This window comes from Enterobacter sp. 04-C-12-SI-ECC (assembly GCF_047530715.1).
Lineage (GTDB): Bacteria > Pseudomonadota > Gammaproteobacteria > Enterobacterales > Enterobacteriaceae > Enterobacter > Enterobacter bugandensis.
This window is the reverse complement of the sequence record NZ_JBLKDI010000009.1, coordinates 127,303-148,541: the sequence shown is the minus strand read 5'-3', so window position 1 is coordinate 148,541 and position 21,239 is coordinate 127,303. Positions and strand designations below refer to the sequence as shown.

Sequence of the window (21,239 nt, the reverse complement as noted above, 5' to 3'; positions counted from 1 at the left end):
ATCTCTCGCATCCCAGGGCATAAGCGACTCCATAAACGGGTTCTTATGCCTCAGTTGTAAGTGTCTACCATGTCCCCGAACAAGTGTTCACTATGTCCCCGGACCGTACAGTGGGAGAGGGCCGGGGTGAGGGCACCAGCGCGCAGAGGACCCAATCACTCCCCAAGCGTCGCCACCATCACCGCCTTAATCGTATGCATCCGGTTTTCCGCCTGGTCGAACACGATGCTCGCCGCCGACTCAAACACCTCGTCCGTCACCTCCATCCCGCCGTGCAGGTCGAACTCCTTCGCCATCTGCTTGCCGAGCGTGGTCTGGTCGTCATGGAACGCGGGCAGACAGTGCAGGAACTTCACGTTCGGATTGCCGGTCAGCGCCATCATTTGCGCGTTCACCTGATACCCTCGCAGCAGCGCAATCCGCTCCGCCCACTTCTCTTTGGCTTCGCCCATCGACACCCAGACGTCGGTATAGATAAAGTCCGCGCCCTTCACGCCCGCGGCTACGTCTTCCGTGAGGGTGATCTTCCCGCCGTGCTTCTCCGCCAGCGCGCTGCACTCCGCCACCAGGCTCTCTTCCGGCCAGCAGGCCTTCGGAGCCACCAGGCTCTCTTCCGGCCAGCAGGCCTTCGGAGCCACCAGGCGCAGATCCAGCCCCGTCAGCGCCGCCGCTTCCAGCATCGAGTTGCCCATGTTGTTGCGCGCGTCGCCTGCGTAGACCAGCGTCATCTCGTTAAACGCCTTGCCCGGCAGGTGCTCCTGCATGGTCAGCAGGTCCGCCAGCAGCTGCGTCGGGTGGAACTCGTTGGTCAGCCCGTTCCACACCGGCACGCCCGCATACTGCGCCAGCGTTTCGACGACTTCCTGGCCGTGGCCGCGATACTGAATGCCGTCGTACATCCGCCCGAGCACGCGCGCGGTGTCCTTAATTGACTCTTTATGCCCAATCTGGCTGCCGCTCGGCCCTAAATACGTGACGCGTGCGCCCTGGTCAAATGCGGCAACTTCGAAAGAGCAACGGGTACGGGTCGAGTCTTTTTCGAAGATGAGCGCGATGTTCTTACCGGTAAGCTTCTGTACTTCCTTGCCATTTTTCTTATCGGCTTTGAGCTGTGCGGCAAGGGTCAGCAGAGAAGTGAACTGTGCAGGGGTAAAGTCGAGCAATTTCAGAAAGTGTTTCTTGTACAGATCAGACATTTTATCCTCACATGGCGAACGCCACTTATTGAATTAAAATTCACTTTATATGTGTAATTATTCATTTGCAACCCCGTTTCACAAATCTTTCCAACAAAGGTGGAGGCAAACCCGTCCGTGTGTGAAAATAGAAGTATCTGCCGCACTTTAAAGAGGATTGAGCCATGGCAAACCCGGAATTACTGGAAGAGCAACGCGAAGAGACGCGTCTGATTATTGAAGAACTGCTGGAAGACGGTAGCGATCCGGACGCGCTGTACACCATCGAGCACCATTTCTCTGCGGATGATTTCGACGCGCTGGAAAAAATGGCCGTAGAAGCCTTCAAGCTGGGTTACGAAGTGACCGAGCCGGAAGAGCTGGAAGTGGAAGAGGGCGACACCGTCATTTGCTGCGACATCCTGAGCGAAGGCGCGCTGAAGGCGGAGCTGATCGACGCGCAGGTAGAACAGCTGATGAACCTGGCCGAGAAGTTTGAGGTGGAATACGACGGCTGGGGAACCTACTTCGAAGATCCGAACGGTGAAGACGGCGAAGAAGGCGACGACGAAGATTACGTCGACGAAGACGACGACGGCGTGCGTCACTAAGTGATTCAGGCGGTGGCGCGCGCCACCGCTTTTTTCAAGGCAGAACCATGGATTACCCGCAGATACTCGCCCCCGTACTCAACTTCCTCCAGTGCCCGACCCCGCAAGCATGGATTGATAAAGCCCGCGACCCGGTAAACCTGCCGCTGCTGCTCACCGACCACATGGTGTGCGAGCTCAAGGCCGCCCAGACCGCGTTATTACTCGTGCGTAAATACGTCGCCGACGAAAGCGGTGCCGACGCGCTGCTCGACTGGCTCAAACCCTACGAACAGTTCACCTTTCGCGACGGCCCGGAGCCGGACTTCATCGCCCTGCATAAGCAGATTGGCAAAAGCGTAATGCCCAAAACCGACGACCCGTGGGGCCAGGCGCTCATCGACAGCATGGTGCTGCTGATTAAAGAGGAGCTGCACCACTTCTGGCAGGTGCGCGAGGCGATGCTGGCACGCGACATTCCGTACGTCAAAATCACCGCCAGCCGCTACGCCAAAGGGATGCTGAAGGAAGTGCGCACTCACGAACCGCTGACGCTGATCGACAAGCTCATCTGCGGCGCCTACATCGAAGCCCGCTCCTGCGAACGCTTCGCCGCGCTGGCCCCGTTCCTCGACGATGATTTGCAGAAGTTCTATCTCTCGCTGCTGCGCTCGGAAGCGCGCCACTATCAGGACTACCTGACGCTGGCCCAGCAGGTAAGCGACGACGATATCTCACCGCGCATACAGCATTTTGGCGAAATTGAAGCCACACTTATCTCGACACCGGACCACGAGTTTCGCTTCCACAGCGGCGTGCCGGTGTAAACCGGCATAACGCAAGGATAAGGATGCGAGATGAAAAAAACGTGGATCAGTACGGTCATTGTTATTGTCGCGGCTGCCGCCGTGGCGTTCTGGGTCTTCTTCGACAGGCAGCGCGCTCCGGAAGCGCAAATTGATACCGTCCTCAACGCGATGCCCGCCTGGCAGGTGATTAAGGAGCAGGAGCCTGTGCTGCATCAGCGCATCCTCGACCAGATGGCCGCCCTGCAAAAAGCGGGCGAGCCGGAGCAGCAGATTATCGACACCATCCAGCCGCAGATCCTGCATCTGCAGATGTCGCGCCTGCAAAACGCCCCGGACGCCAACGTGGTGAACTACATGACCATCAACATGGAGCAGACCGCCGCCATCCAGAAGGTGAGCGACGACGCCTGCTTCCGCTTCCTCTACCCGATGGTGAAGGGCGGCATCAATCCGATGCGCATGCTGGATAAAGACCTGATGACGCGGCGCATGCAGGCCGACGCGGACATGATGCGCGCGGCCTACGGCAAAAACCGCCACACCGTGACGCAGGCCGAGCGTGAGGCGGCTGTCGAGGACGCGCGGCCCATTATGAAGGCGCTTGCCGATAAGTACGGCGAGGACATCCAGCTGTTGCAGATGCCGGAGAAGGCGGCGGGCAAAGAGAAGCTCTCCTGCGATATGGTGCAGGATATGTGGGCGAAGGTGCTGGCGCTGCCGGAGCAGAAGGCGGCAGGGGTGATTCGTCTGGCGGTGTCTGAGCTGGAGTGAAGGGGCGCTGGTTTTTTGGGCACTTAGAGTGGGTTTCGCGCGTCGTCGCTTGCATGGCGGCGCGCGACAGGTATAATCCACAACGTTTCCGCATCCCCTTCAGTGCCGAAGTGGCGAAATCGGTAGACGCAGTTGATTCAAAATCAACCGTAGAAATACGTGCCGGTTCGAGTCCGGCCTTCGGCACCATCGGAACATCAATAGACGTCAACGGACGTCTTTTTTTGTGCCTGAAATCCAGTATTTACCCATTATTCCCGCTATATTAACTCTTTCAAAGTCAACCGACTTCAACGTACATCTACCAACAGATGTTGGTACAGATGATGGTATTTCCGGTTCGATAATGCTTGTACCAACAGGGAGGGGATAAGCATGGCTCTAACAGATATCAAAGTCAGAACAGCCAAGCCAACGGATAAGCAATATAAGCTGACTGATGGCAGTGGTATGCACTTGCTTGTCCATCCTAATGGTTCGAAATACTGGCGTTTGCAGTACCGTTTTGACGGCAAGCAAAAGATGCTGGCTCTGGGTGTTTATCCTGATGTGTCACTCGCTGATGCAAGGGCTCGTCGTGATGAGGCTCGTAAGCTTTTGGCAAACAGCATTGATCCGGGAGATAAAAAGAAAAATGATAAGGTTGAGCAGGAAGAAGCACGTACTTTCGAACAACTTGCTATTGAGTGGCATGCCACAAATAAAAAGTGGTCGGAAGAACATAGCCGACGAGTACTGAAAAGTCTGGAGGATAATCTCTTCCCTGCCATAGGTAAGCGAAATATTGCTGATCTTAAAACTAGAGACCTGCTAGTCCCAATCAAAGCGGTAGAGTTGTCGGGGCGACTTGAGGTGGCATCCCGTCTACAGCAGCGCACTACTGCAATTATGAGATATGCCGTTCAGAGTGGTTTACTTGATTACAATCCCGCACAGGAAATGGTTGGTGCTGTTGCTTCAAGTAACAGGCAGCATAGACCTGCATTGGAGTTGAAACGTACCCCCGAACTGCTTCAGCGCATTGACAGCTATACGGGTAGACCTTTGACCCGCCTTGCCGTTGAGCTAACCCTCCTTGTATTTATTCGTTCAAGTGAACTGCGTTTTGCTCGTTGGTCTGAGATCGATTTTGAAACATCGATGTGGACGATCCCAGCAGAGCGAGAAGCTATTGAAGGGGTGAAGCACTCCCAGCGTGGTTCAAAAATGCGTACGCCTCATTTGGTGCCGTTATCTCGTCAGGCGTTAGCAATCCTTAAACAGGTACACAAACTTAGTGGCGATCGCGATTTTGTTTTCATTGGCGATCACGACCATCGCAAACCGATGAGTGAGAACACGGTGAACAAGGCCCTGCGCGTTATGGGTTATGACACCAAGGTAGAGGTTTGTGGGCATGGTTTCAGGACAATGGCCTGTAGTTCATTGATTGAGTCTGGATTGTGGTCGAGGGATGCAGTGGAACGGCAGATGAGTCATATGGAACGTAACTCAGTACGTGCAGCTTACATTCATAAGGCCGAACATCTTGATGAGCGGCGACTGATGCTGCAGTGGTGGGCTGATTTTCTGGATGTTAATCGGGAAGGGGTAGTGAGTCCGTTTGATTTTGCAAAATTAATTCAGGGAAATAGATAAGCCTTATTGAGTATAGTATTTGCAACATACGACATAGTGTTGCGGGCGATCTATCTCCAAGAGGACCTTTGATAAAAAATGTCAGTAAAGCAGGCATCTGAACATGAGGGTGGTTGGATGTCTGCTTTAAGCTTCACTGAATAGATTAACCAATACTCAATTTCATCTATTTACATACGTCAGGAAGCATGCTTTTAATTGGCGTGTTTTTGTGCAACTGTTTCCACGAAAATAATATCATCATCTTAATATATTTTCTCGATGCCATTTTAGATAGTGATGATGCTGTTCCGAGAATGGTGGGATATTTTCAGGTAGGTTTAGTTGTGTTTTAACTTCAAAATCAAGTTCGGTGCTAATTAAGATGTGCCCATTATTATTAAATGACAGCCATCCTTGGTCAAAAAGAGCATCAATATGAGCTGCCAACATTATTCCATTATAAGGATCCAGTCGCTCATGACCATTCTGGCACGCGGCCCAAGGCTTAATATGGCTAGCCCTTAATAGTGGTTGAAAAGAAATACCAGTTATAGGGCAGGCAGGGAACAGTTTAAGGCATTTTTTCCTGAATTCACCTTGTCCAAGCCTTGAAGCGACTAATCGTTCTTTCATCGTTTCATCCAGATTTTTATCTTGTTGAATAGGTAAGATATCAGCCAGTTCTTGTTCTGAAGAGGTTATCGACAGCCAAGATAAAATTTTTTGTTCAATAAGTGACTCTGGTAGTTTGTTCATTTTGTTCATAACAATCTGAGCAGACAACGGGAGCTCGCTCGGAGAACCATCAGCATTCCGCCAGCCTGTGCGTACATCACTTAGCCAAGAATCAAAACGATCACGGTGGTTTTTTAGACTGTTATAAAATTCAATTCTCGTCTTACCTGCACCAAATGTTGAATAAAATAGTGATATTGCTGCTTTCCACGTATCAACATCCAGAGCTTCAGGAGGCTTTTTTTTTCCATACTTAGCGAGATACCAAGCTACTTCTAATAGTCCATTTTCAGATGCATTCAATTTTTTATCCTTAGTACGAAGATTCATTTTTTATATCAAGCTGAATAAATTAAATCAGACTAATGATATTTGTGTTTATAAGAGAGTACAGATGATCACTAAGTGCTTCTGGAATCCCTCCGCCTGTAATAAGTACTCCTGCTTCAATGTTTCTCTCCATGGCATACCCAGTTAGATTTGCGCTTGTAATAAAACAAGTGTGACCATCGGCAACAATTACTTTCGCATGCACGCGACCTTCTGAATATTCATTGTTTTTATTATTCCAAGCGTAAATATGTGCGCCAGGTATAAGCGCCTGCATCTTACCGATTATATCAATATTGATACTGCCACCATGCTCTTGTGAAGATTCCAGCAACATTGTAATGGTAACGCCACGCTTTATAGCTATATTCAATTCATTCACAATACTCGACACATCATAGGCAACAAAGCTGGTAATAAATAAAGACTGTTTTGCCGCATTGATTATTTGTAGCAGCACTTGCTCTGTACGGCGAACAGATACAAAAGGTGTTGTTGGGCCAGTCCATACAAGTTCAGTACTTTGCTCTGAGCTAACTTTAAAGTAAACATGGCTTGCAGCAAGAAGCATAGATGCTAGTTCATCTGAACTGACCATGGTGTTTCGCCATGCAATTGCTAGTCTCTCAATAGCGTTACTTGCCTTGGGAGTTCCTACTGCACCTGGCAGTACCAGCAGAGCCTTGCAGGCTTCAGTCCGTCGAACTCGGCCTGCGATCGCTTGTATCTTTTCAGGAGAAACCAGACAAACTAGCTCGGCAACAGCATCTAAGAGTTCATCCATGTTAAAAACCCTTAAAAAATGCAGCGTGAATGCGCTCAAGTGTTGGTACTAATAGCGATCGATCCAAATAGCGATTGCCTTGCTCACAGGAGGTTTCTGCTACCAGAGTACATGCATGGCAGGCTGCGGCATGTAATGACCGATCTTTCTCCGGGTTATGTTCAGAACATAGTGGGTCAGAAGAACAGATCTTAGAACGATTTAATGCTTGTACCAGCAGGCGACCAAGATTCTCTGGTTTACCAAGATCTACAAGACCACCCAGTGTGCCATCAGAATCAGCTGCTGCCGTGTAGATCAAGATACCAGCTTGTGGACTGCCGTTTGATGTATCAGCATAGATACGTTCGCGAATACTTGCTGCGTTGTATCCACATTCCAGTGCTAGTTCACGGATCAACAAATGAGATAGGGTATGCAGCATGGCATATCGGATACCTGGGTAATCTTCATTCGGATCGAGATTACGAGAGTTACGCCAACCGGTAGGCCCACCACGAAGCAACTTGTCTACTTGCTTGACGGCATCCAGTGATTCCCAATCTAAAAGAGATTTTTCATCGAATTGGATGAAGATACCTTCCCCATGCACCTGGTTAGCTGGCACCCATTCAGGTTTATTGCGTGCCAAGCTAGCCATCTGAGGACGTTCATTTATCTCTCCGGATCCTTCTGGTGCCTCTACTCGAGTAAAACCAAGCAGAGCATTAACTTCTCGTAGTCGTTCAAGTAGTAATACACGGCTGATGTACGGTATGAATTGTGCTGGGGTTCCGATCTTCTTACTCATGAAGTGTGGATAATCCGTGGGAGGGTTGGCCTCTGTCAGCACTTCCCATTCTGGACCTTTGATATCGGCTTCACCGACAAATTCGCTATCGCCACCAGAACGATGCATTTCGATGGCTGACCAGATGTCTGACACGCTATATTTGTCGATTCCAGGGAGACCGCCAGTTAGCTTGAGTGTCTGCACAACGATGGGAACCATGACTTCAGCTGTAATTGCTTCAAAGAACGGCCATCCATCTTGAATCAACTGACTGAGAGGATTTTTTGTTTGGGGTATGGCCAATGCAGAAAGCGTTATCGGAAACCAGCTGTTTGTGGCTCCTAGCAGTACTGCCCGTGGTTCTTCACCGCAGTCAATGTCGAATTGATCCAAATGTGGGTGGCGACCTCGACAAGCTGGAAGATTTTCTTTACCGGCTTTGCCGAAGGCATGGGCCATGCTTCGTGATGCCTCACAGCTATCACACCGTACCCACAGGTTTTCGGTTTGTAAGGATGCACCGCTCTCAAAGAAGCGCAGTGTCCCTTTGCATGTACTATTGCCACCATGGACAAAGTAGTGCCAAGGAAAGTCATCTAGATGACCGTCACGACAGGCAAGCAGAAAACGTGCAGGAACAGCATCAGCATCCTTAGCGGGTAAATTCCTTTTAGAACCTGTACAGCCTTTGTGAACAAAGCGAGTTCGTTCGGCCCTGAATCGATCCTCTCTGATCTCAAGCAGACCATCATCAAAGGGCGACAACAAACCACACTTTACACAGCGCATCCAGCGAGGAAATGGACGAACAGGTACACCTATGTTGGCCTCGGCTGACCAGGGGTCAACGAGCTCGCTTTTCTGAAAGGGCGGCATTCTCAAATTTTCGACTTGTGATCCTAATACCTTCCGAACAGCAGCAAGAAGCCGGGCCTCTTGAATTGGCTGGCAGCGATCTCGCTCCCACTGGTCAATACCTAGTGTCACTACAGATAGGCTCGGTAGATCGATTAGCGCGCCAGGCCCATAAGTCCATAGCAACTGGCTTGGGCGTACTTCGCCGACTGGAGTTTTGTTATTGATGATCATATTCAATCCTCGTCATTCGTTGCAGGACGAGGCTTCCAATCGTGATCGTCCTTGATAAATTTGGTGTCCATAATCAGGCGTACTCCAGACTCAACTTCTCGCATTGACATAGGTACAGTCCAGTTGTCCCACGCTTGAAGCCCTGGTGATTTGATCAACGCCACAGTCTTGTCTTTTTCGGGTCCTCTCTTTTCATATCCCAAAATTCGTCCGCCTTTACTGGCCTCTTTGGCCCATTCGTCGGCACGCTCTTTCAGTTCATTTTCAGCTAACAACTTACGTGCATTATCTTCTGCTACATTGCCTGCACGAGTCGCTAAAACTTCAATTGCATGAGCGAGTTCACTCTGGTTTGACATATCCAATTTACCCGCACCTTCATTCGGGCTGAACTCGTTATTCTTCAGACGCATAAGACTTAGCAACGCCCCTGTCAAACCACGATCCATTGCACGTGGAGAGAATGGCGTTACCGATTGAGCCTCAACATGCTTGTAGAAGGTGGCGTGGTAATGTTCGAATGTTTCGTAATGAGAGAGGTCACGCGGTCTGGCCCACGTAAGTACGGTGCAAACTAGGCCGGGGAATGAACGTCCAACACGACTGGTAGCCTGAATATACTCGGCCGTTCCCTTAGGTTGTCCATTCACTGCCATCAGGCCGAGTCTATTCACATCGACTCCCACTGACAGCATATTGGTCGCCAGCACTACATCAATAGCGCGAGTATCACCCTCCTGCCATTTCGTTACGTATTTACCTGCAGAGTTATCAAACTCGGCCTTAAACTTGACCTCAAGATTGTCGAGGTACTTCGGGATATCTTGGCTGGATACACGAGAAGTCAATTCGCGGATGTTGTTGACACTACGTTGTGCCAATGCAGGCCGTTCCACCATGCTCATTTGCACGCGATAGGAACGTGTCTGCACATCATCTTCTGCCAATCGCTTCATTCCACCTAGTTCACGCAGAGAGTTGAAGTAGCCGACCATAGTCATATAAGGATCAGCAGGTTCACCGAAGTGGTCAAATAGTTCCTGTGCCGCAGTTAAGAAAGCGGTATAGACACGAATTAGCATTGCTGGGCGCGAGCTACCGGGGGAGCAGACTCCCAGATAACGTCGCCCAAATTTATCCTTAATGTGGCGTTGAACTGAGAAGAAGTTATCTTCCACATCTAGTCCATGTGGCGGGAATACCGAAACTTGACGCATAAATACATTATTTACTTGTTCTTTGGCTTTGCGCACCGTCGCCGTTGAGGCGATGATTTTCGGTTTTACCGTTTTACCGTTGAGTGTCCAGCTACACAGCTCATCGACGGCAGTTTCATACAAACCTACCATGGTACCCAGTGGCCCACTTATTAGGTGGAACTCATCCTGGATTATTAAATCAGGTGGTCGGATGGGGGGGATGGCCTTCACTTTAGCTGAAGGTTGTCCTTTGAATGCTTGGTGGTTTCCAGTGCAATTGGCCCCAGGCCAGAGTAAACCGTGCCGCTCACATTCTTTTTCAACTCTGCCAAAAAGAGTCCGCACTTGGCCACGCCATGCCATCATGGCGAACTTATCCACTGTGGCAATCATCATTGTCGGAGGACGATGGTAGATTTCTTCATCTACCACCAGTACTGGTATTCCAGGGTGTAGTTGCTTGCTGGACTTTCCCTTGGAAAATTCGCAACGTCCTTTTTTGTCACCACAATAGATAAAGGTTCGGCCGCCAGCTTTATCCTTTTTAACTTCGACATCTTGCCCAGGAATGATTTCGGTACCACACCATGGACAGCTGGTCAGTTGGACGGGTGAGGCTGTTCCTGCATTATAACTACCCGTGTTACGTGTTTTTTCGATAGCATTATGGCTATCTTCAGTCGTTCCCGGAGTCACTTTATTGCCGACCCATAGGCCAATAGTGAATGGCTCCGTTCCGAGGGACTTATCACCCTTATTTAGTGCCTCACGTCGCAGCACTTCCATTGCACAAATAAGTGCTGTAGCACGCTGGAACTGTTGCAGTGTCAGCAAACGAAGGGTGTAGCGCATGATTACAGTCAAACCACGCGAGCTATCGTACCCGCCCAAATTACCCTGCATACGTCGAATAGCCATGGTGAAGGCGGCTACACCCAGATAGGCTTCAGTCTTACCACCCCCGGTAGGAAACCACAGCAGGTCCGCATAAGCCTCAATAGGTTTGACTCGGTCTGGGTGACACGGATCCGCCAGGGATGGAATCGACAGCAACAGAAAAGCTAACTGGAATGGACGCCAGCTGCGGTTCTTCAGAACATCGAACTTATCTAGGGTAACGTCCTCGCCTCGGCGCATGGCAAGTGCATACAAGCTGCGTATACGTTGCGTGGCCATCGCCTGGTTGGCGAAACGGAAGGCCGCCAGAGCATTCTCATTATACTTAAGTGTATTGATACCTTCTTGCAGGCGGGTATGGATCTCCTGACAACGATTTATGGCCGCTTGGGCTTGGCTATCGAAGCCTTTGGCCTTGCTGCTCACACTCAAGTTCTGTTCATCAATCCAGGTAGCGTAGTCATTAGTTAGCACACTCAAGGCATCAACTAATGGATCAATGTCCAAAGTGGCTAGTCGTTGCATATCAAGCAGACCACTACTTACCATTTCTCGCATAGCTGGACGATCGGATAGCTCAAGCCCAGGAGTCTCAGTTGCCTGAACCTCGTACTGTGGCATCACTGTAGTACGCACTTCTGTGGCTAGTGTGACGTCATCCGCTATTTCTGCATGAACTGCAACTCCATGACCTACGGCGAACTCGACACGATCTCGGTAGATCATCTCAAGTGCTTCGCGCTCTGGGTCCATACCATCTGCATCTAGTACCGGTCTGCGCCTGAAAATGGCAGGCTTGGTAGCATCTTTCGCTGCTCGAACGATCAGCTCTGGTTGAAACACCCATGCTGTATCACGGTTTGTATCCGGTTCTTCCTGCGCATTAACGAGGAAGAGTGTAATCAGCCGATCACCATTGTCATTTTTGGCTCGAATAGAGCCCTGCACTCTAACTTCCGGGGAAGTACTATCCGGAGCATTATGTGAAATCGAGCCTTCGATCAGGGGGAGTACGATCTTGCCGCCACAAGGAATGCGTTTCCACACCTTAGCTTTTTGCCCATTGGACTTAAAGAATTGATGTTCATCATTTGGCACACGCTCATATCGTCCCCAACACGCTTCGATCTCGATCCGATCGACGTCGCCATCCACGCAGAAAGTCATGCCGAGGCTACTGGGCACCAATGATTGATTGCTGGCTGCATCAATCTCTTCTGCCGTATCTGTTTCGCCGCTACCAAGGACTGAGGGAGAGTTCACCTTTGCAGTCTTCGCTTTGACGATCAGGTCTGGCTCCTCATCTTCAATATCTTCAGCATCAACAGGAAACTCTTGTCCTCTTTCGGCTGCTTCACGTGGGGCGAGTTTGCCAACTAGGTAGCGGTCGCGTACACCCATATCGACGATGAGCTCATTAGGGCCACCAGCAGGGCCAAGCAAGTCGTCCATCACAGCCAATTGCAGCAGTTCGCGGATATAGGTTTGATCCCCGATTTTTGGTATTTCAGCAATATTCGTATTCAGTGCATTTGGGAGCATTTCAATGAATTCTTTCCATTGAATACGACCAGAACTTCCTTTTGCTGGTAGTGTGAGTGAGGTCATACCAACCGAAATAGATGGCTTGACGTGCAACATGCGATCGAAAAACAGCGTTGTACTTTCAAGATCGGAGCGAATACGCAGAATGCGTCCGATTCGCGTGATATGGCCTGAGGTATCTAGAATCACGACCCAATCGTCATTTGAGATGCCTTGATTGAGTTCTCGCTCGCCTTTTAAGCGCTGCGTATAGAGGGCTAAGGTCGGATCTTTCACTTGGGCACGGTCAATCGCGAACCATGCATTAGGTGATCTGGTTGCTTTATCATTTATCATTATTTCCCTCCATACCGCTCTAGACGAAATTTTGAGCCGTGACAACAAGATCAACGGGGGTTGCGTTGATCAATAATGAATTACCTTTCCCAAACTCAAACTTAGTTTGAAATTAATGTTGGGGATTATTTTCGTGGCGTACTTAATCTCTTAGCTTTAGCCGCTTTTACATGCAAGCCAGCAGCAAGTTCCTCCTGATAGCGCAGACGATTCAGTTCTGACAATCGTTGTAGCACTTCGACACGAGCAGCCTCTGAGATAGTGAAACGAACCCGGTCATTCTCGGGTAAATATGGAACTTCGTGGAAATCATGGCCAAGGTCAAAGTCATCCCAACCGTAGGCTTGGGCGGTCGCGGTATCAATTTCACGTTGCAATGCGCGCAGCCTTTCGATACGAGAATCGTGCTCGGTGTCAGTGTGGAAGCGGTTATAAAGTTTAGTTAAGCCAATCTGATCGGCTCGCATGACTTCAATGCGCTCTTGGTGAAACTGCTCTCCCAAATCATCAAGCTGGCCGCCCAGAGCGTCATGGAAACCACGTGGGAAAACATACGGTTCTAGTGCATCTGTCGGGCTATACCGCAAATCTGTTTTAAGCCTTGATGCATGTTGCCACGCAAAGACTGCATGGATATTCGATTGTAACAGAGCGAAATCTCTCCCGCGGTTGAGAGAAAATGCAACGATGGCGTCTGAAAAGACAATATTGGGATCGACAAACGAAAAGGCCAATGTCTTACTGACGCGAGTAATCGCAAGAACTCTTGACATCAATCGCTCATTTGGCAACCAGCCATTTGGATGGCATTCGAAATGATGACCACGACCAATTGCGTGGTAGAGTTCTGGACGGTGGCGCCAAAACAGCCACCACATAGACATGATATTTTTGTACGATTTCTCCTTGCTCTTCTTCAAGCGCTCGGGGTAAACATGTTCTCTTATCCACATGTAGGGCTCGTGGTAGGTTGCAGCTTTCTCTTCTGGCCAGTCCCAAAAGTTAATAACCCAACGGCTGGCCTGCTGCTCCGGGTCAGAGTTCAGGTCTTCACCATTGAGATAAGGGAAAATCACCTCCGCATTGCGTGGATTAGCGTTAAGCATCATCTGGGCATCGTTGTTGGTTAGAACAAATCCCATACCGTTTACGAAAGAGCCGATGTAAGCATTTTTGTCGTTTGCCTTGAGCTTCTTCAGACTCCATTCCTCTCGGTTGGATAGGAAAGCCGATATAAAAGAGGCAGGTCTTCCAAGCAGCGTACGTTCGCCATTCCACCGCCCCTTGTGCGCGTGCACGCGGCTGGTGATGACGGCCGCCTTTCCGGGCCAGCGTTCGTTCGGGTAAGCTGCATAGATGATGGCCCCCTCATTCAGGATCCATTCAAGCCCCCCTTGGCGGGTGTCACCTTCCGCAATAGTGTTAGTAGCAATAAGGCCGAATCCACTATTATCACGGATTATGTTCCAAGTGCGACGGAAGAAATGTGCTACCAAATCAGAGTTTTTTCCGGCGCCTTGATGCGCAATGGAAAGCCAATCGCTGTAGGCAGAACCCATTACTGTGCTGATTCGCTTCCCGCCAAGGAACGGTGGATTGCCGACGATACTGTCGAAACCGCAGCATTCACGCTCGAACACTTCCGGAAACTCCAGCGGCCAATGGAAAGGTCGACGTGCAGTCTTGTCTACTGGAAGATCGATCGAGAGCGCGGCAACTGCTCTCCGGTACATCAAGTTAAGTACGTTACGCTCCCCGTCGATAGCTTGTCCGGCCTGAGTAGTCAGGAATGCCAGCGAGTTCTCCAGCGCAGCAGCATTGTCACCTACTGTTAATACTTCTCCGATAAACGCATCGGCGATACATTTCGGCACTTCGAGCTTGCTGCGTGCCTCGGCATTCAGATGCGCCATGGCTTCTACGTCGCGAATGTCGCGGATAGGCATTTCGCGCAGTCTCTGACGCAATTCTACTGCTTCCCGAACAGCTTTTTCGATGCTTTGGCCAAACAGGCGTAGCTGTCCCTTGGGAGTAGGTTTCATCGAAAGCTGGGTCAGTTGATCCAATTGATGGATACCTAGCAGGCTATCACCGCAGCGCAAACTGTGGTCGAGGAAGCCAAACGGACGACCCTTGGCTAGCGTTACAAGCCAGATCGATAGTTTGGCCAGTTCGACTGCCAGCGGATTCAGATCGACGCCGTATAGGCAACGTTCGGCAATCAGGCGACGGGCGATGACGATGCGTGCATCCATATCGCGTGGTAACTGCTCAAAGGTGCCAAGGGCGTCCAAGACGACACCATCCACGCTCACCGCCTTTCCGCTGGCTTCAGCAAGCATCCAGGCCTCGACAAGGCGATCGGCCAGCCAGCGGCAGGCCTGTACCAGGAAGGCGCCCGACCCCATCGCTGGGTCGCAGATCTTGAGATCGAGCAGTTCAGTGGGAGATTTGAGTCGCCACCCTTCACGGGGTGTGCCTTCTGCAGGGCCGACATAGGCCACTGGTGTCAACGTCTCGGTGACGATGGCTTCGGTAAGGGACTTGGGCGTATAATGAGTACCAGTTTCGCGTCGGTTTGAGCCGCTGGTTACGATGAAGGCACCAGCGGGGTAGACTAGCGGATAACCCCAAGGGTCAGTGCGCAGCAGATGGGCATAAGGTTTGATACGATCACGTAACTGGATGTCACCTTGGCAGGTAGTGAGTAGGCGATCAGCCAAGGTGTCATCGACATTTTTGTATAGACTGTTGCGTACTCGGCTGACAGAACTGCCGGAGCGCTCTTGCAACAACTTCATTAATTGTTCGGCACCAGCAGTGTTCGCTGCATCCAGCTCGGCCAGTGTAACCCATGGATACTGTGATTTCTTGGTGGCATCCAGTTCCAGCGTGACTTCATCGGTGCGCCTTACGGTGCGTTCCAGCAGACCTTCATATACGTAACCGATTTGTTCGACGTCCAGTGCGCGATATGAGAGTGTTCGGCCCTGGAATTGCTGGATAGCTTCTAGCAACAACAGAACTGTGCGGTTATCAATCGGCAGTGGCTTGGCTGTATCTGTCCGCCAACTGGAACCTTTAGCCCGTCCTTCCAGAAAAGGAAAATGATCAGGATCGAATAGTGAACTACCCAGTGCAGGTAGACGAAGACTTTCATGTTCCACCCCGCAGAAAACAGCACGGAAGACAGCCAGCAGGCGCGACCAAGCGTCCCAGCGTCGTTCTAGGATTTCTTCGGGTACCTTGCGTAACTGCATACGTAAGGTGGAAAGTGCATAGTTGGCTTCGTATCGTTCATCGCCCAAAAGAAGCAGGCCGCGCTCCTCTGCTGAGAGCAGAAACACCAAGCGCATCATCACTGTCAGAGCCGCTTCATAGAGTTCGGATTCTTTTACGTTGTAAAGTAGTTCACGGTTGCGATCCTGATCAGCTTTATCAAGGGACTGGATTAATACTTCTACAGCGCGACGTACTTGTTCTCCCAGTGCATCGGTTACTTCATCCTGATATTTCAGAGAACTGTCGAACAATGCGGGTAGTTGTTCGGATTCATCGACGAAAAAACGGCGGATACCGAGCAGGTGCACGAAGGCCTGCAGTGTTATGGGCTCTAGGTTCCAGAGTCGAGCATACCAGCTGGCGAAGCTGGTGACTGCGCCTACAGGGGCATCCACCAGCATCCAGCGTTCGCCATTGGTCACCAAACCAAGGCGACACTCCCTGGAGCGGCACAGCTGAACCATACGTTCCGTGGGTGTAGCGGCCCATCCGTCTATTTTCAAAGTTGCGTCAAGATCGATATCTTGCGCATAGGTATGAATGAGCATCAAAGGCTTGTTCGCGCATTGCTCGTCGACAATTGCTAGATTTGGTGACAGAACTACACCATGGTCAGGGAGAAAAGTGTTCAAGTTGGCGGCGCACCAGTCTGTGCCCTTTAGTACATCGCCTTTCCCATCCTCATCAAACTCAAGGCCACGTGAAAGAACTTCTTCAATCCACGCGAAATGCAATTTGTTGAACTGAGGATCTTCTTGTTCCAGTGCTTCTCGCCACTCATCGTAAGCTTGGCGCAGTCGTTTGCGCTTAGCAGCGTCTAGCTCTTCCAGCCCTTGCGGGAATGCATCTTTTAGTACTGGTACAGCAAGGAAGGGGCCTGAAATGTCGATTAGCGAGAGCCAATCATCGTGTATGCTGGCCATACTCATGCTTCCCCCCTCTGAACAGTAGATTCAGGTACTAGGAAGGTAACAGCAACAGGAAAAGTACGATCGTCGAGTTTAGCGTAGCGAGTTTCGATGGCTTGGATCTCCTGTTCACGCTCTTCAGGAATACGTGAAAGGCGAGCTTTCAGAGCTGCGGTGTCACGTTTGAGCTGGGTTCGTTCATCCTCTGAGAACAGTGAAAATTGCTCAGGTTGTTGATCTTTTTTTAATTCGATACAGATGGTTTTTTCAAGTTCATCAAGCACTGTGCTAATGTCCGTCAATTCTCGATTCTTACTGAGCTGAAGAGTATTACTCAAATCTTTGAGCCGGTCTTTTGACCTAGCGTTCACTGACTGTAGAATAGCGTGTTGTGCACGCTCAAAACGAATACGGATGTCATCAAATAGTGAGTCAGAAGCTGTCATTGGCTTACTATTATCTAGCCATAGCTGAACTTTATTGACCCCTTCTTCACGGCGGAAGGATTTATCCCCAAGATAACCTCCAGCTGTTGTCAACTCTTCGTGGAGGCGATGGTAATTGCCTCCGGTGATAACCAGCCTTGAACTAACTACTACGGCAAGGCCATCAATTAGTGTGTCGGGCACCGAACGTACAGTAACACGATGCAACTTCTTCACGTCATCGCGAGCCCATACTTCTGCTCGTAACAGACGTAGGCACATCTGTACCAGTCGATGATTCAAATGAACGAGTACGACATCGTCACGTCCTCTCGCCACGGTATGGTCAAAGGTGATAGGGCGAGTTTGTAGAGTATAGGGATGGCGTAGCCCCTCCAGGCAACGAGCCCAGGATCCTGACAATGCTGGCATTTTGAATGTTGAACCAGCTGGAGCATCCGGAAGAGCAAACGGCTCCAAATGTGGTCGGCCTGCCAAAGAAAGTCCCGTATTTACAGCCATGAGGATATGTTCTGGCGTTAGATGGAAATCGTTTTGAGTGGATAGTAGCCGGTCATGTAACCGGGCTATCCGCTCTTTCAGTTCACGATCGGCGCTTACGAATCGTTTAGTTTTGGCAATCCGAGCTTCTGCAATACGAGTATCAAAATCCCTGATAGATCCTTCAATCAGCTTCGACATCTGTGGCGCGATAACCGGATTGACACTACCCATGTCTGATCGCATAGATTCGAGCTTACGTAGAGCTCGGATGATGTCCCCACTATGGCCTCCAATGCTAGCTTGGCTATTTTCATCGCCATCGACAGGATGCCAGATCAACACCTCTTTCTGGCGTTGACCATGACGGTCAATACGACCATTGCGCTGTTCCATGACATTGGGATTGTAGGGGATCTCAAGATGGATTAAGCAGTTACAGTGGTTCTGCAGATCGATACCTTCAGATGCTGCATCGGTAGCAAGAAGAATACGAACGGCAGAGTCTTTGGGAGCGGTCTGGAAGGCTGCTTTTACTTTCTCACGTTCGTCCTGCGCTATACCACCATGTAGGATCGCAAGGCGCTCCCCACCAAATCCATGGCTGGCTAGGATCTCATGTATCCACTGGAGGGTAGTGCGATATTCAGTGAACAGAATTACCCGATGTTCGTTCCAATGACCGTTTGTTTTCAGATTGGTATCAAGCCAGCTGAGCACGGCTTTAGCTTTGGAATCGACTTGGTTTCTGGCTATCTGTGCCCATTTACGTAGTTCACTCAGCATTTGTTGCTGGTCGGTCGTGAGCGGCTGAGCTCGACATGAAGCTTCTTCAACAGCCTCAGATTGCGCGTTCTCTACCTCTTGGTCGTTAGCGTAATCTTCATCAACACGAAGAATAGCTTTGCGCAAGATGCGGTCGTCCATCGGACTATTATCACTACGCAGGTTTCCATAAGTCAGACTAGCGATGTGTTTTTCGAGTGTTGATGCGAAGGCCGCAGGGGAGGAAAAGAGCCGTTTTTTTAGTAGCTGATTCACGAAAGCAGTCCCGAATGTGCTACCGGTTTTCTCTGCACCTAGTTCTCGGCTCTTGCAGTAGTCATTGAGTTTTGAGTGAATTTCGCGTTCTTTGGCAGTGTATAAGATCGGTAAGGCTTCAAGCTTACGTTGGGCGTAAAGTAGATTGCCGTCAGCATCGACGAGATCGCTCTTGAGGCGACGAATCATTACTTGATTGAGCTGCTTATCGTCCGGGAGTATATTTCTGGCGAAACGTTGGTCATCCAGAAGTTCGAGCAGTGAGGTGAAGGATTCGGTATAGCCATTATGTGGCGTAGCGGTCAGAAATAACCTGTGCTGGAAGTGAGGACTGATTGAACGGATGAAGCGCGTTCTCTGACTCTCTAATGCGTAGTTTGCCCCAGCAGCCGGTGCGATATTATGTGCTTCGTCAATGACCAATAGATCGAACTTGCGTGGGTAGCTGCTATACAAGGGCAACACATCGCGCATAGCTCTCAAGCCTTCGCCACTTTTGGCCCAATCCATGGATGTGATCAGTCGAGAATGCGATGTCCACGGGTTGGCATGGATCCCGCGTTCTCGGCGTAGTTGCTTGATGTAGCGAGTGTCGACGATTTGAAATTCCAGTCCAAACTTTTCCTGCATCTCCATCCGCCACTTTTCCTGTAGCGACGCAGGGCAGATAATCAGGACTGTACGGGCTCGATGTCGAAGCAGCATTTCCTGAATGATTAATCCAGCCTCAATAGTCTTACCTAAACCGACATCATCGGCTATGAGGAGATTGACACGGGCCATATCAATTGCACGCACCAACGGATCGAGTTGGAAGTCTTCTATACTAACGCCACTGCGAAATGGGGCCTGCAGGAAGCCTCGGTTAGCATTAGTGGCAGCTCCCCAGCGCACTGCGTCAAGGAAAGCATTAAGAGTGCTGGAGTCGTCTTGGCCACTGATTGTGGGCAGCCCAGCTCGCTCAATAATCTGGGCACCTACCTCAATTTCCCAAATAACCTCAAGTTCTTCCCCCAAACCATCTTCATCAATAGATGACAAAGTTACTGCGTGCTGTTGAGCTGAGGCAGATAACAATTGAGATGAAGTAACTTCCACAACAATCCATTGACGCCGACGGACCTCAACCAACTGACCGGGTTCTGGAATAGTTCGCTGTACTCGGATATCAGGTGTATTAGAAATTTCCATATTGTTTCCAGACTCTAATTCAGATAACCAAATGATTAGTAAATATTTTTCATTCCACAGTGACCATATTCACATTTGCAAGATGTGAATTAATACTGCGTGCAATTGCTCGGCCAAGTTCAACTGGGACTGCATTACCGATTAAGCGCCCTAGAATCCTTAAACTTACTGGCCCATCATGGGGAATAAATGCATAGTTACGGGGAAAACTCTGAAGAATTGCCGCTTCTCTCAGGGAGATTGCGCGGTTCTGTTCAGGATGCCCAAATCGACCATTTCCAAAACCATAGCACTGCGTTGTCATGGTTGGTGCTGGTTTGTCCCATTCCATACGGCCATAAACACTAGCGTAAGTTCTGCCACTTTCTGTTCGATGACAATCGGCAACAAGATGTTCTGGCCAGTCACGCCAGGTTCCTCCTGGTTTTGAGGCCTTAATACGCTCCAGATTCTTATCTGACAATGTGGAGGTAACATGCAGCTTATCTCCTGGAGCGGCTTCACCAGCATTTAATGCGCGCAGATGGCCTATAGCTTCTCTTACTGTTTTGGGTTTTGTACACGTTGGAGAAGACATCTTTATCTCACCATGGAGTGATGCCAATAAAACCATTCTCTTACGTGTTTGTGGGACACCGAAATGAGTGCAATCAACAATGCTAAACCATACGCTGTAGCCAATACACTTCAATGCCTCGACGAAGTCGTGGAACACTTGGTGTTTAGCCACAGTAGGAACATTTTCCATCGTGATCACGTCTGGGCGAGTACCTTCTGCTAGGCGTGCAAACTCATACAGGAGCCCCCATTTACCATCCTTACCGTCCGATTCATAACGTTGTGTATAGGTAGAAAATGGTTGACAAGGCGCACAGCCAGCGAGAATTTTGATGTCAGCATCGCCAAACAATGCATCTAATTCGGTTGTTGTTACTTTGCTTATATCCCGTTCTATAAATTTGGCATTGTTGTTTGATTCATAAGGAAATTTGCAGGCCGGATCCATGTCAATTCCTGCAACTACAGGTAAGCCTTCAAGTACAAGGCCATGCGTTAATCCACCTGCACCACAAAACAAATCGACACAAGATACTTTCTTCATTTAACTCTTCTCATCTTTTCAAAGACTTAGAGATACCCATAAATTAATTACTACAAGAGTATCAAGATCTTATTCCCACTTCATTAGTATTTGCACAACGTCCAAGATGCAACCATCTGCGAGCGCCTTTAGCTCAC

The 21,239-nt window shown here is 49.8% G+C and carries 13 protein-coding genes and 1 tRNA gene; 5 read left to right on the top strand and 9 right to left on the bottom strand.

Annotated elements, in window-relative coordinates; all coding sequences use genetic code 11:
• Window positions 1–155 precede the first annotated feature (155 nt).
• Together ACMWL8_RS14185 and argL are read right to left on the bottom strand one after the other, a co-directional pair.
• Window positions 156–1,196, bottom strand: coding sequence for an ornithine carbamoyltransferase (locus ACMWL8_RS14185; RefSeq protein ID WP_045259598.1), 1,041 nt, complete (start codon window positions 1,194–1,196; stop codon window positions 156–158).
• Complete coding sequence (gene argL / locus ACMWL8_RS14180; protein WP_213014347.1) at window positions 1,166–1,261, bottom strand: putative translational regulatory protein ArgL; 96 nt, start codon at window positions 1,259–1,261, stop codon at window positions 1,166–1,168. The genes ACMWL8_RS14185 and argL overlap by 31 nt, the downstream gene beginning before the upstream one ends.
• A 99-nt stretch (window positions 1,262–1,360) precedes the next feature.
• Here argL and rraB point away from each other — a divergent pair, with 99 nt between their 5' ends.
• The 5 genes from rraB to ACMWL8_RS14155 all read left to right on the top strand — a co-directional run bounded on the left by rraB (window position 1,361) and on the right by ACMWL8_RS14155 (window position 4,983).
• Window positions 1,361–1,786, top strand: coding sequence for a ribonuclease E inhibitor RraB (gene rraB / locus ACMWL8_RS14175; RefSeq protein ID WP_003862940.1), 426 nt, complete (start codon window positions 1,361–1,363; stop codon window positions 1,784–1,786).
• A gap of 47 nt (window positions 1,787–1,833) precedes the next feature.
• Entirely contained in the window at window positions 1,834–2,592 is a 759-nt protein-coding gene (gene miaE / locus ACMWL8_RS14170; protein WP_045259597.1) for a tRNA isopentenyl-2-thiomethyl-A-37 hydroxylase MiaE, read from the top strand.
• A gap of 30 nt (window positions 2,593–2,622) precedes the next feature.
• A complete protein-coding gene (locus tag ACMWL8_RS14165; protein WP_045259596.1) occupies window positions 2,623–3,345 on the top strand; it encodes a hypothetical protein in 723 nt (240 codons plus the stop codon).
• Between the two features lie 104 nt (window positions 3,346–3,449).
• Window positions 3,450–3,534 (top strand) — tRNA-Leu (locus ACMWL8_RS14160).
• Window positions 3,535–3,720: 186 nt separating this feature from the next.
• A complete protein-coding gene (locus tag ACMWL8_RS14155; protein ID WP_241276771.1) occupies window positions 3,721–4,983 on the top strand; it encodes a tyrosine-type recombinase/integrase in 1,263 nt (420 codons plus the stop codon).
• Between the two features lie 240 nt (window positions 4,984–5,223).
• Here the strand turns inward: ACMWL8_RS14155 and ACMWL8_RS14150 are convergent, their stop codons facing one another.
• The 7 genes from ACMWL8_RS14150 to ACMWL8_RS14120 form a co-directional block, all read right to left on the bottom strand.
• The gene (locus ACMWL8_RS14150) at window positions 5,224–6,030 is read right to left on the bottom strand and encodes an HNH endonuclease (protein WP_241276770.1); all 807 of its coding nucleotides are present in this window, start codon (window positions 6,028–6,030) and stop codon (window positions 5,224–5,226) included.
• A gap of 22 nt (window positions 6,031–6,052) precedes the next feature.
• Window positions 6,053–6,814 (bottom strand): DISARM system phospholipase D-like protein DrmC, encoded by a 762-nt coding sequence (drmC, locus tag ACMWL8_RS14145; protein ID WP_241276769.1) that lies wholly within the window; start codon window positions 6,812–6,814, stop codon window positions 6,053–6,055.
• A gap of 1 nt (window position 6,815) precedes the next feature.
• Window positions 6,816–8,675: a DrmB family protein gene (gene drmB / locus ACMWL8_RS14140; protein ID WP_414751598.1), complete on the bottom strand. Its 1,860-nt coding sequence runs from the start codon at window positions 8,673–8,675 to the stop codon at window positions 6,816–6,818.
• Between the two features lie 2 nt (window positions 8,676–8,677).
• Window positions 8,678–12,652, bottom strand: a complete 3,975-nt coding sequence (gene drmA, locus ACMWL8_RS14135) for a DISARM system helicase DrmA (RefSeq protein ID WP_241276767.1) — start codon at window positions 12,650–12,652, stop codon at window positions 8,678–8,680.
• Window positions 12,653–12,777: 125 nt separating this feature from the next.
• On the bottom strand, window positions 12,778–16,863 hold the full coding sequence (locus ACMWL8_RS14130; RefSeq protein ID WP_241276766.1) for a BREX-1 system adenine-specific DNA-methyltransferase PglX: 4,086 nt from the start codon (window positions 16,861–16,863) through the stop codon (window positions 12,778–12,780).
• Window positions 16,860–20,000: a DISARM system SNF2-like helicase DrmD gene (drmD, locus tag ACMWL8_RS14125; RefSeq protein WP_166711131.1), complete on the bottom strand. Its 3,141-nt coding sequence runs from the start codon at window positions 19,998–20,000 to the stop codon at window positions 16,860–16,862. Before drmD ends, ACMWL8_RS14130 begins: the two co-directional genes overlap by 4 nt.
• Window positions 20,001–20,049: 49 nt before the next feature.
• Window positions 20,050–21,102 carry a DNA cytosine methyltransferase gene (locus ACMWL8_RS14120; protein WP_148369027.1) on the bottom strand — a complete coding sequence of 351 codons (1,053 nt, stop codon included), beginning with the start codon at window positions 21,100–21,102 and terminating at the stop codon, window positions 20,050–20,052.
• Window positions 21,103–21,239 lie beyond the last annotated feature (137 nt).

Coding starts and splice junctions, on each gene's coding strand:
- ACMWL8_RS14120 (WP_148369027.1), bottom strand. CDS start 21,102: ATGAAGAAAGTATCTTGTGTCGATTTGTTTTGTGGTGCAGGTGGATTA.
- ACMWL8_RS14150 (WP_241276770.1), bottom strand. CDS start 6,030: ATGAATCTTCGTACTAAGGATAAAAAATTGAATGCATCTGAAAATGGA.
- drmC (WP_241276769.1), bottom strand. CDS start 6,814: ATGGATGAACTCTTAGATGCTGTTGCCGAGCTAGTTTGTCTGGTTTCT.
- argL (WP_213014347.1), bottom strand. CDS start 1,261: ATGAATAATTACACATATAAAGTGAATTTTAATTCAATAAGTGGCGTT.
- ACMWL8_RS14165 (WP_045259596.1), top strand. CDS start 2,623: ATGAAAAAAACGTGGATCAGTACGGTCATTGTTATTGTCGCGGCTGCC.
- drmD (WP_166711131.1), bottom strand. CDS start 20,000: ATGGAAATTTCTAATACACCTGATATCCGAGTACAGCGAACTATTCCA.
- drmB (WP_414751598.1), bottom strand. CDS start 8,675: ATGATCATCAATAACAAAACTCCAGTCGGCGAAGTACGCCCAAGCCAG.
- ACMWL8_RS14130 (WP_241276766.1), bottom strand. CDS start 16,863: ATGAGTATGGCCAGCATACACGATGATTGGCTCTCGCTAATCGACATT.
- ACMWL8_RS14185 (WP_045259598.1), bottom strand. CDS start 1,196: ATGTCTGATCTGTACAAGAAACACTTTCTGAAATTGCTCGACTTTACC.
- drmA (WP_241276767.1), bottom strand. CDS start 12,652: ATGATAAATGATAAAGCAACCAGATCACCTAATGCATGGTTCGCGATT.
- miaE (WP_045259597.1), top strand. CDS start 1,834: ATGGATTACCCGCAGATACTCGCCCCCGTACTCAACTTCCTCCAGTGC.
- ACMWL8_RS14155 (WP_241276771.1), top strand. CDS start 3,721: ATGGCTCTAACAGATATCAAAGTCAGAACAGCCAAGCCAACGGATAAG.
- rraB (WP_003862940.1), top strand. CDS start 1,361: ATGGCAAACCCGGAATTACTGGAAGAGCAACGCGAAGAGACGCGTCTG.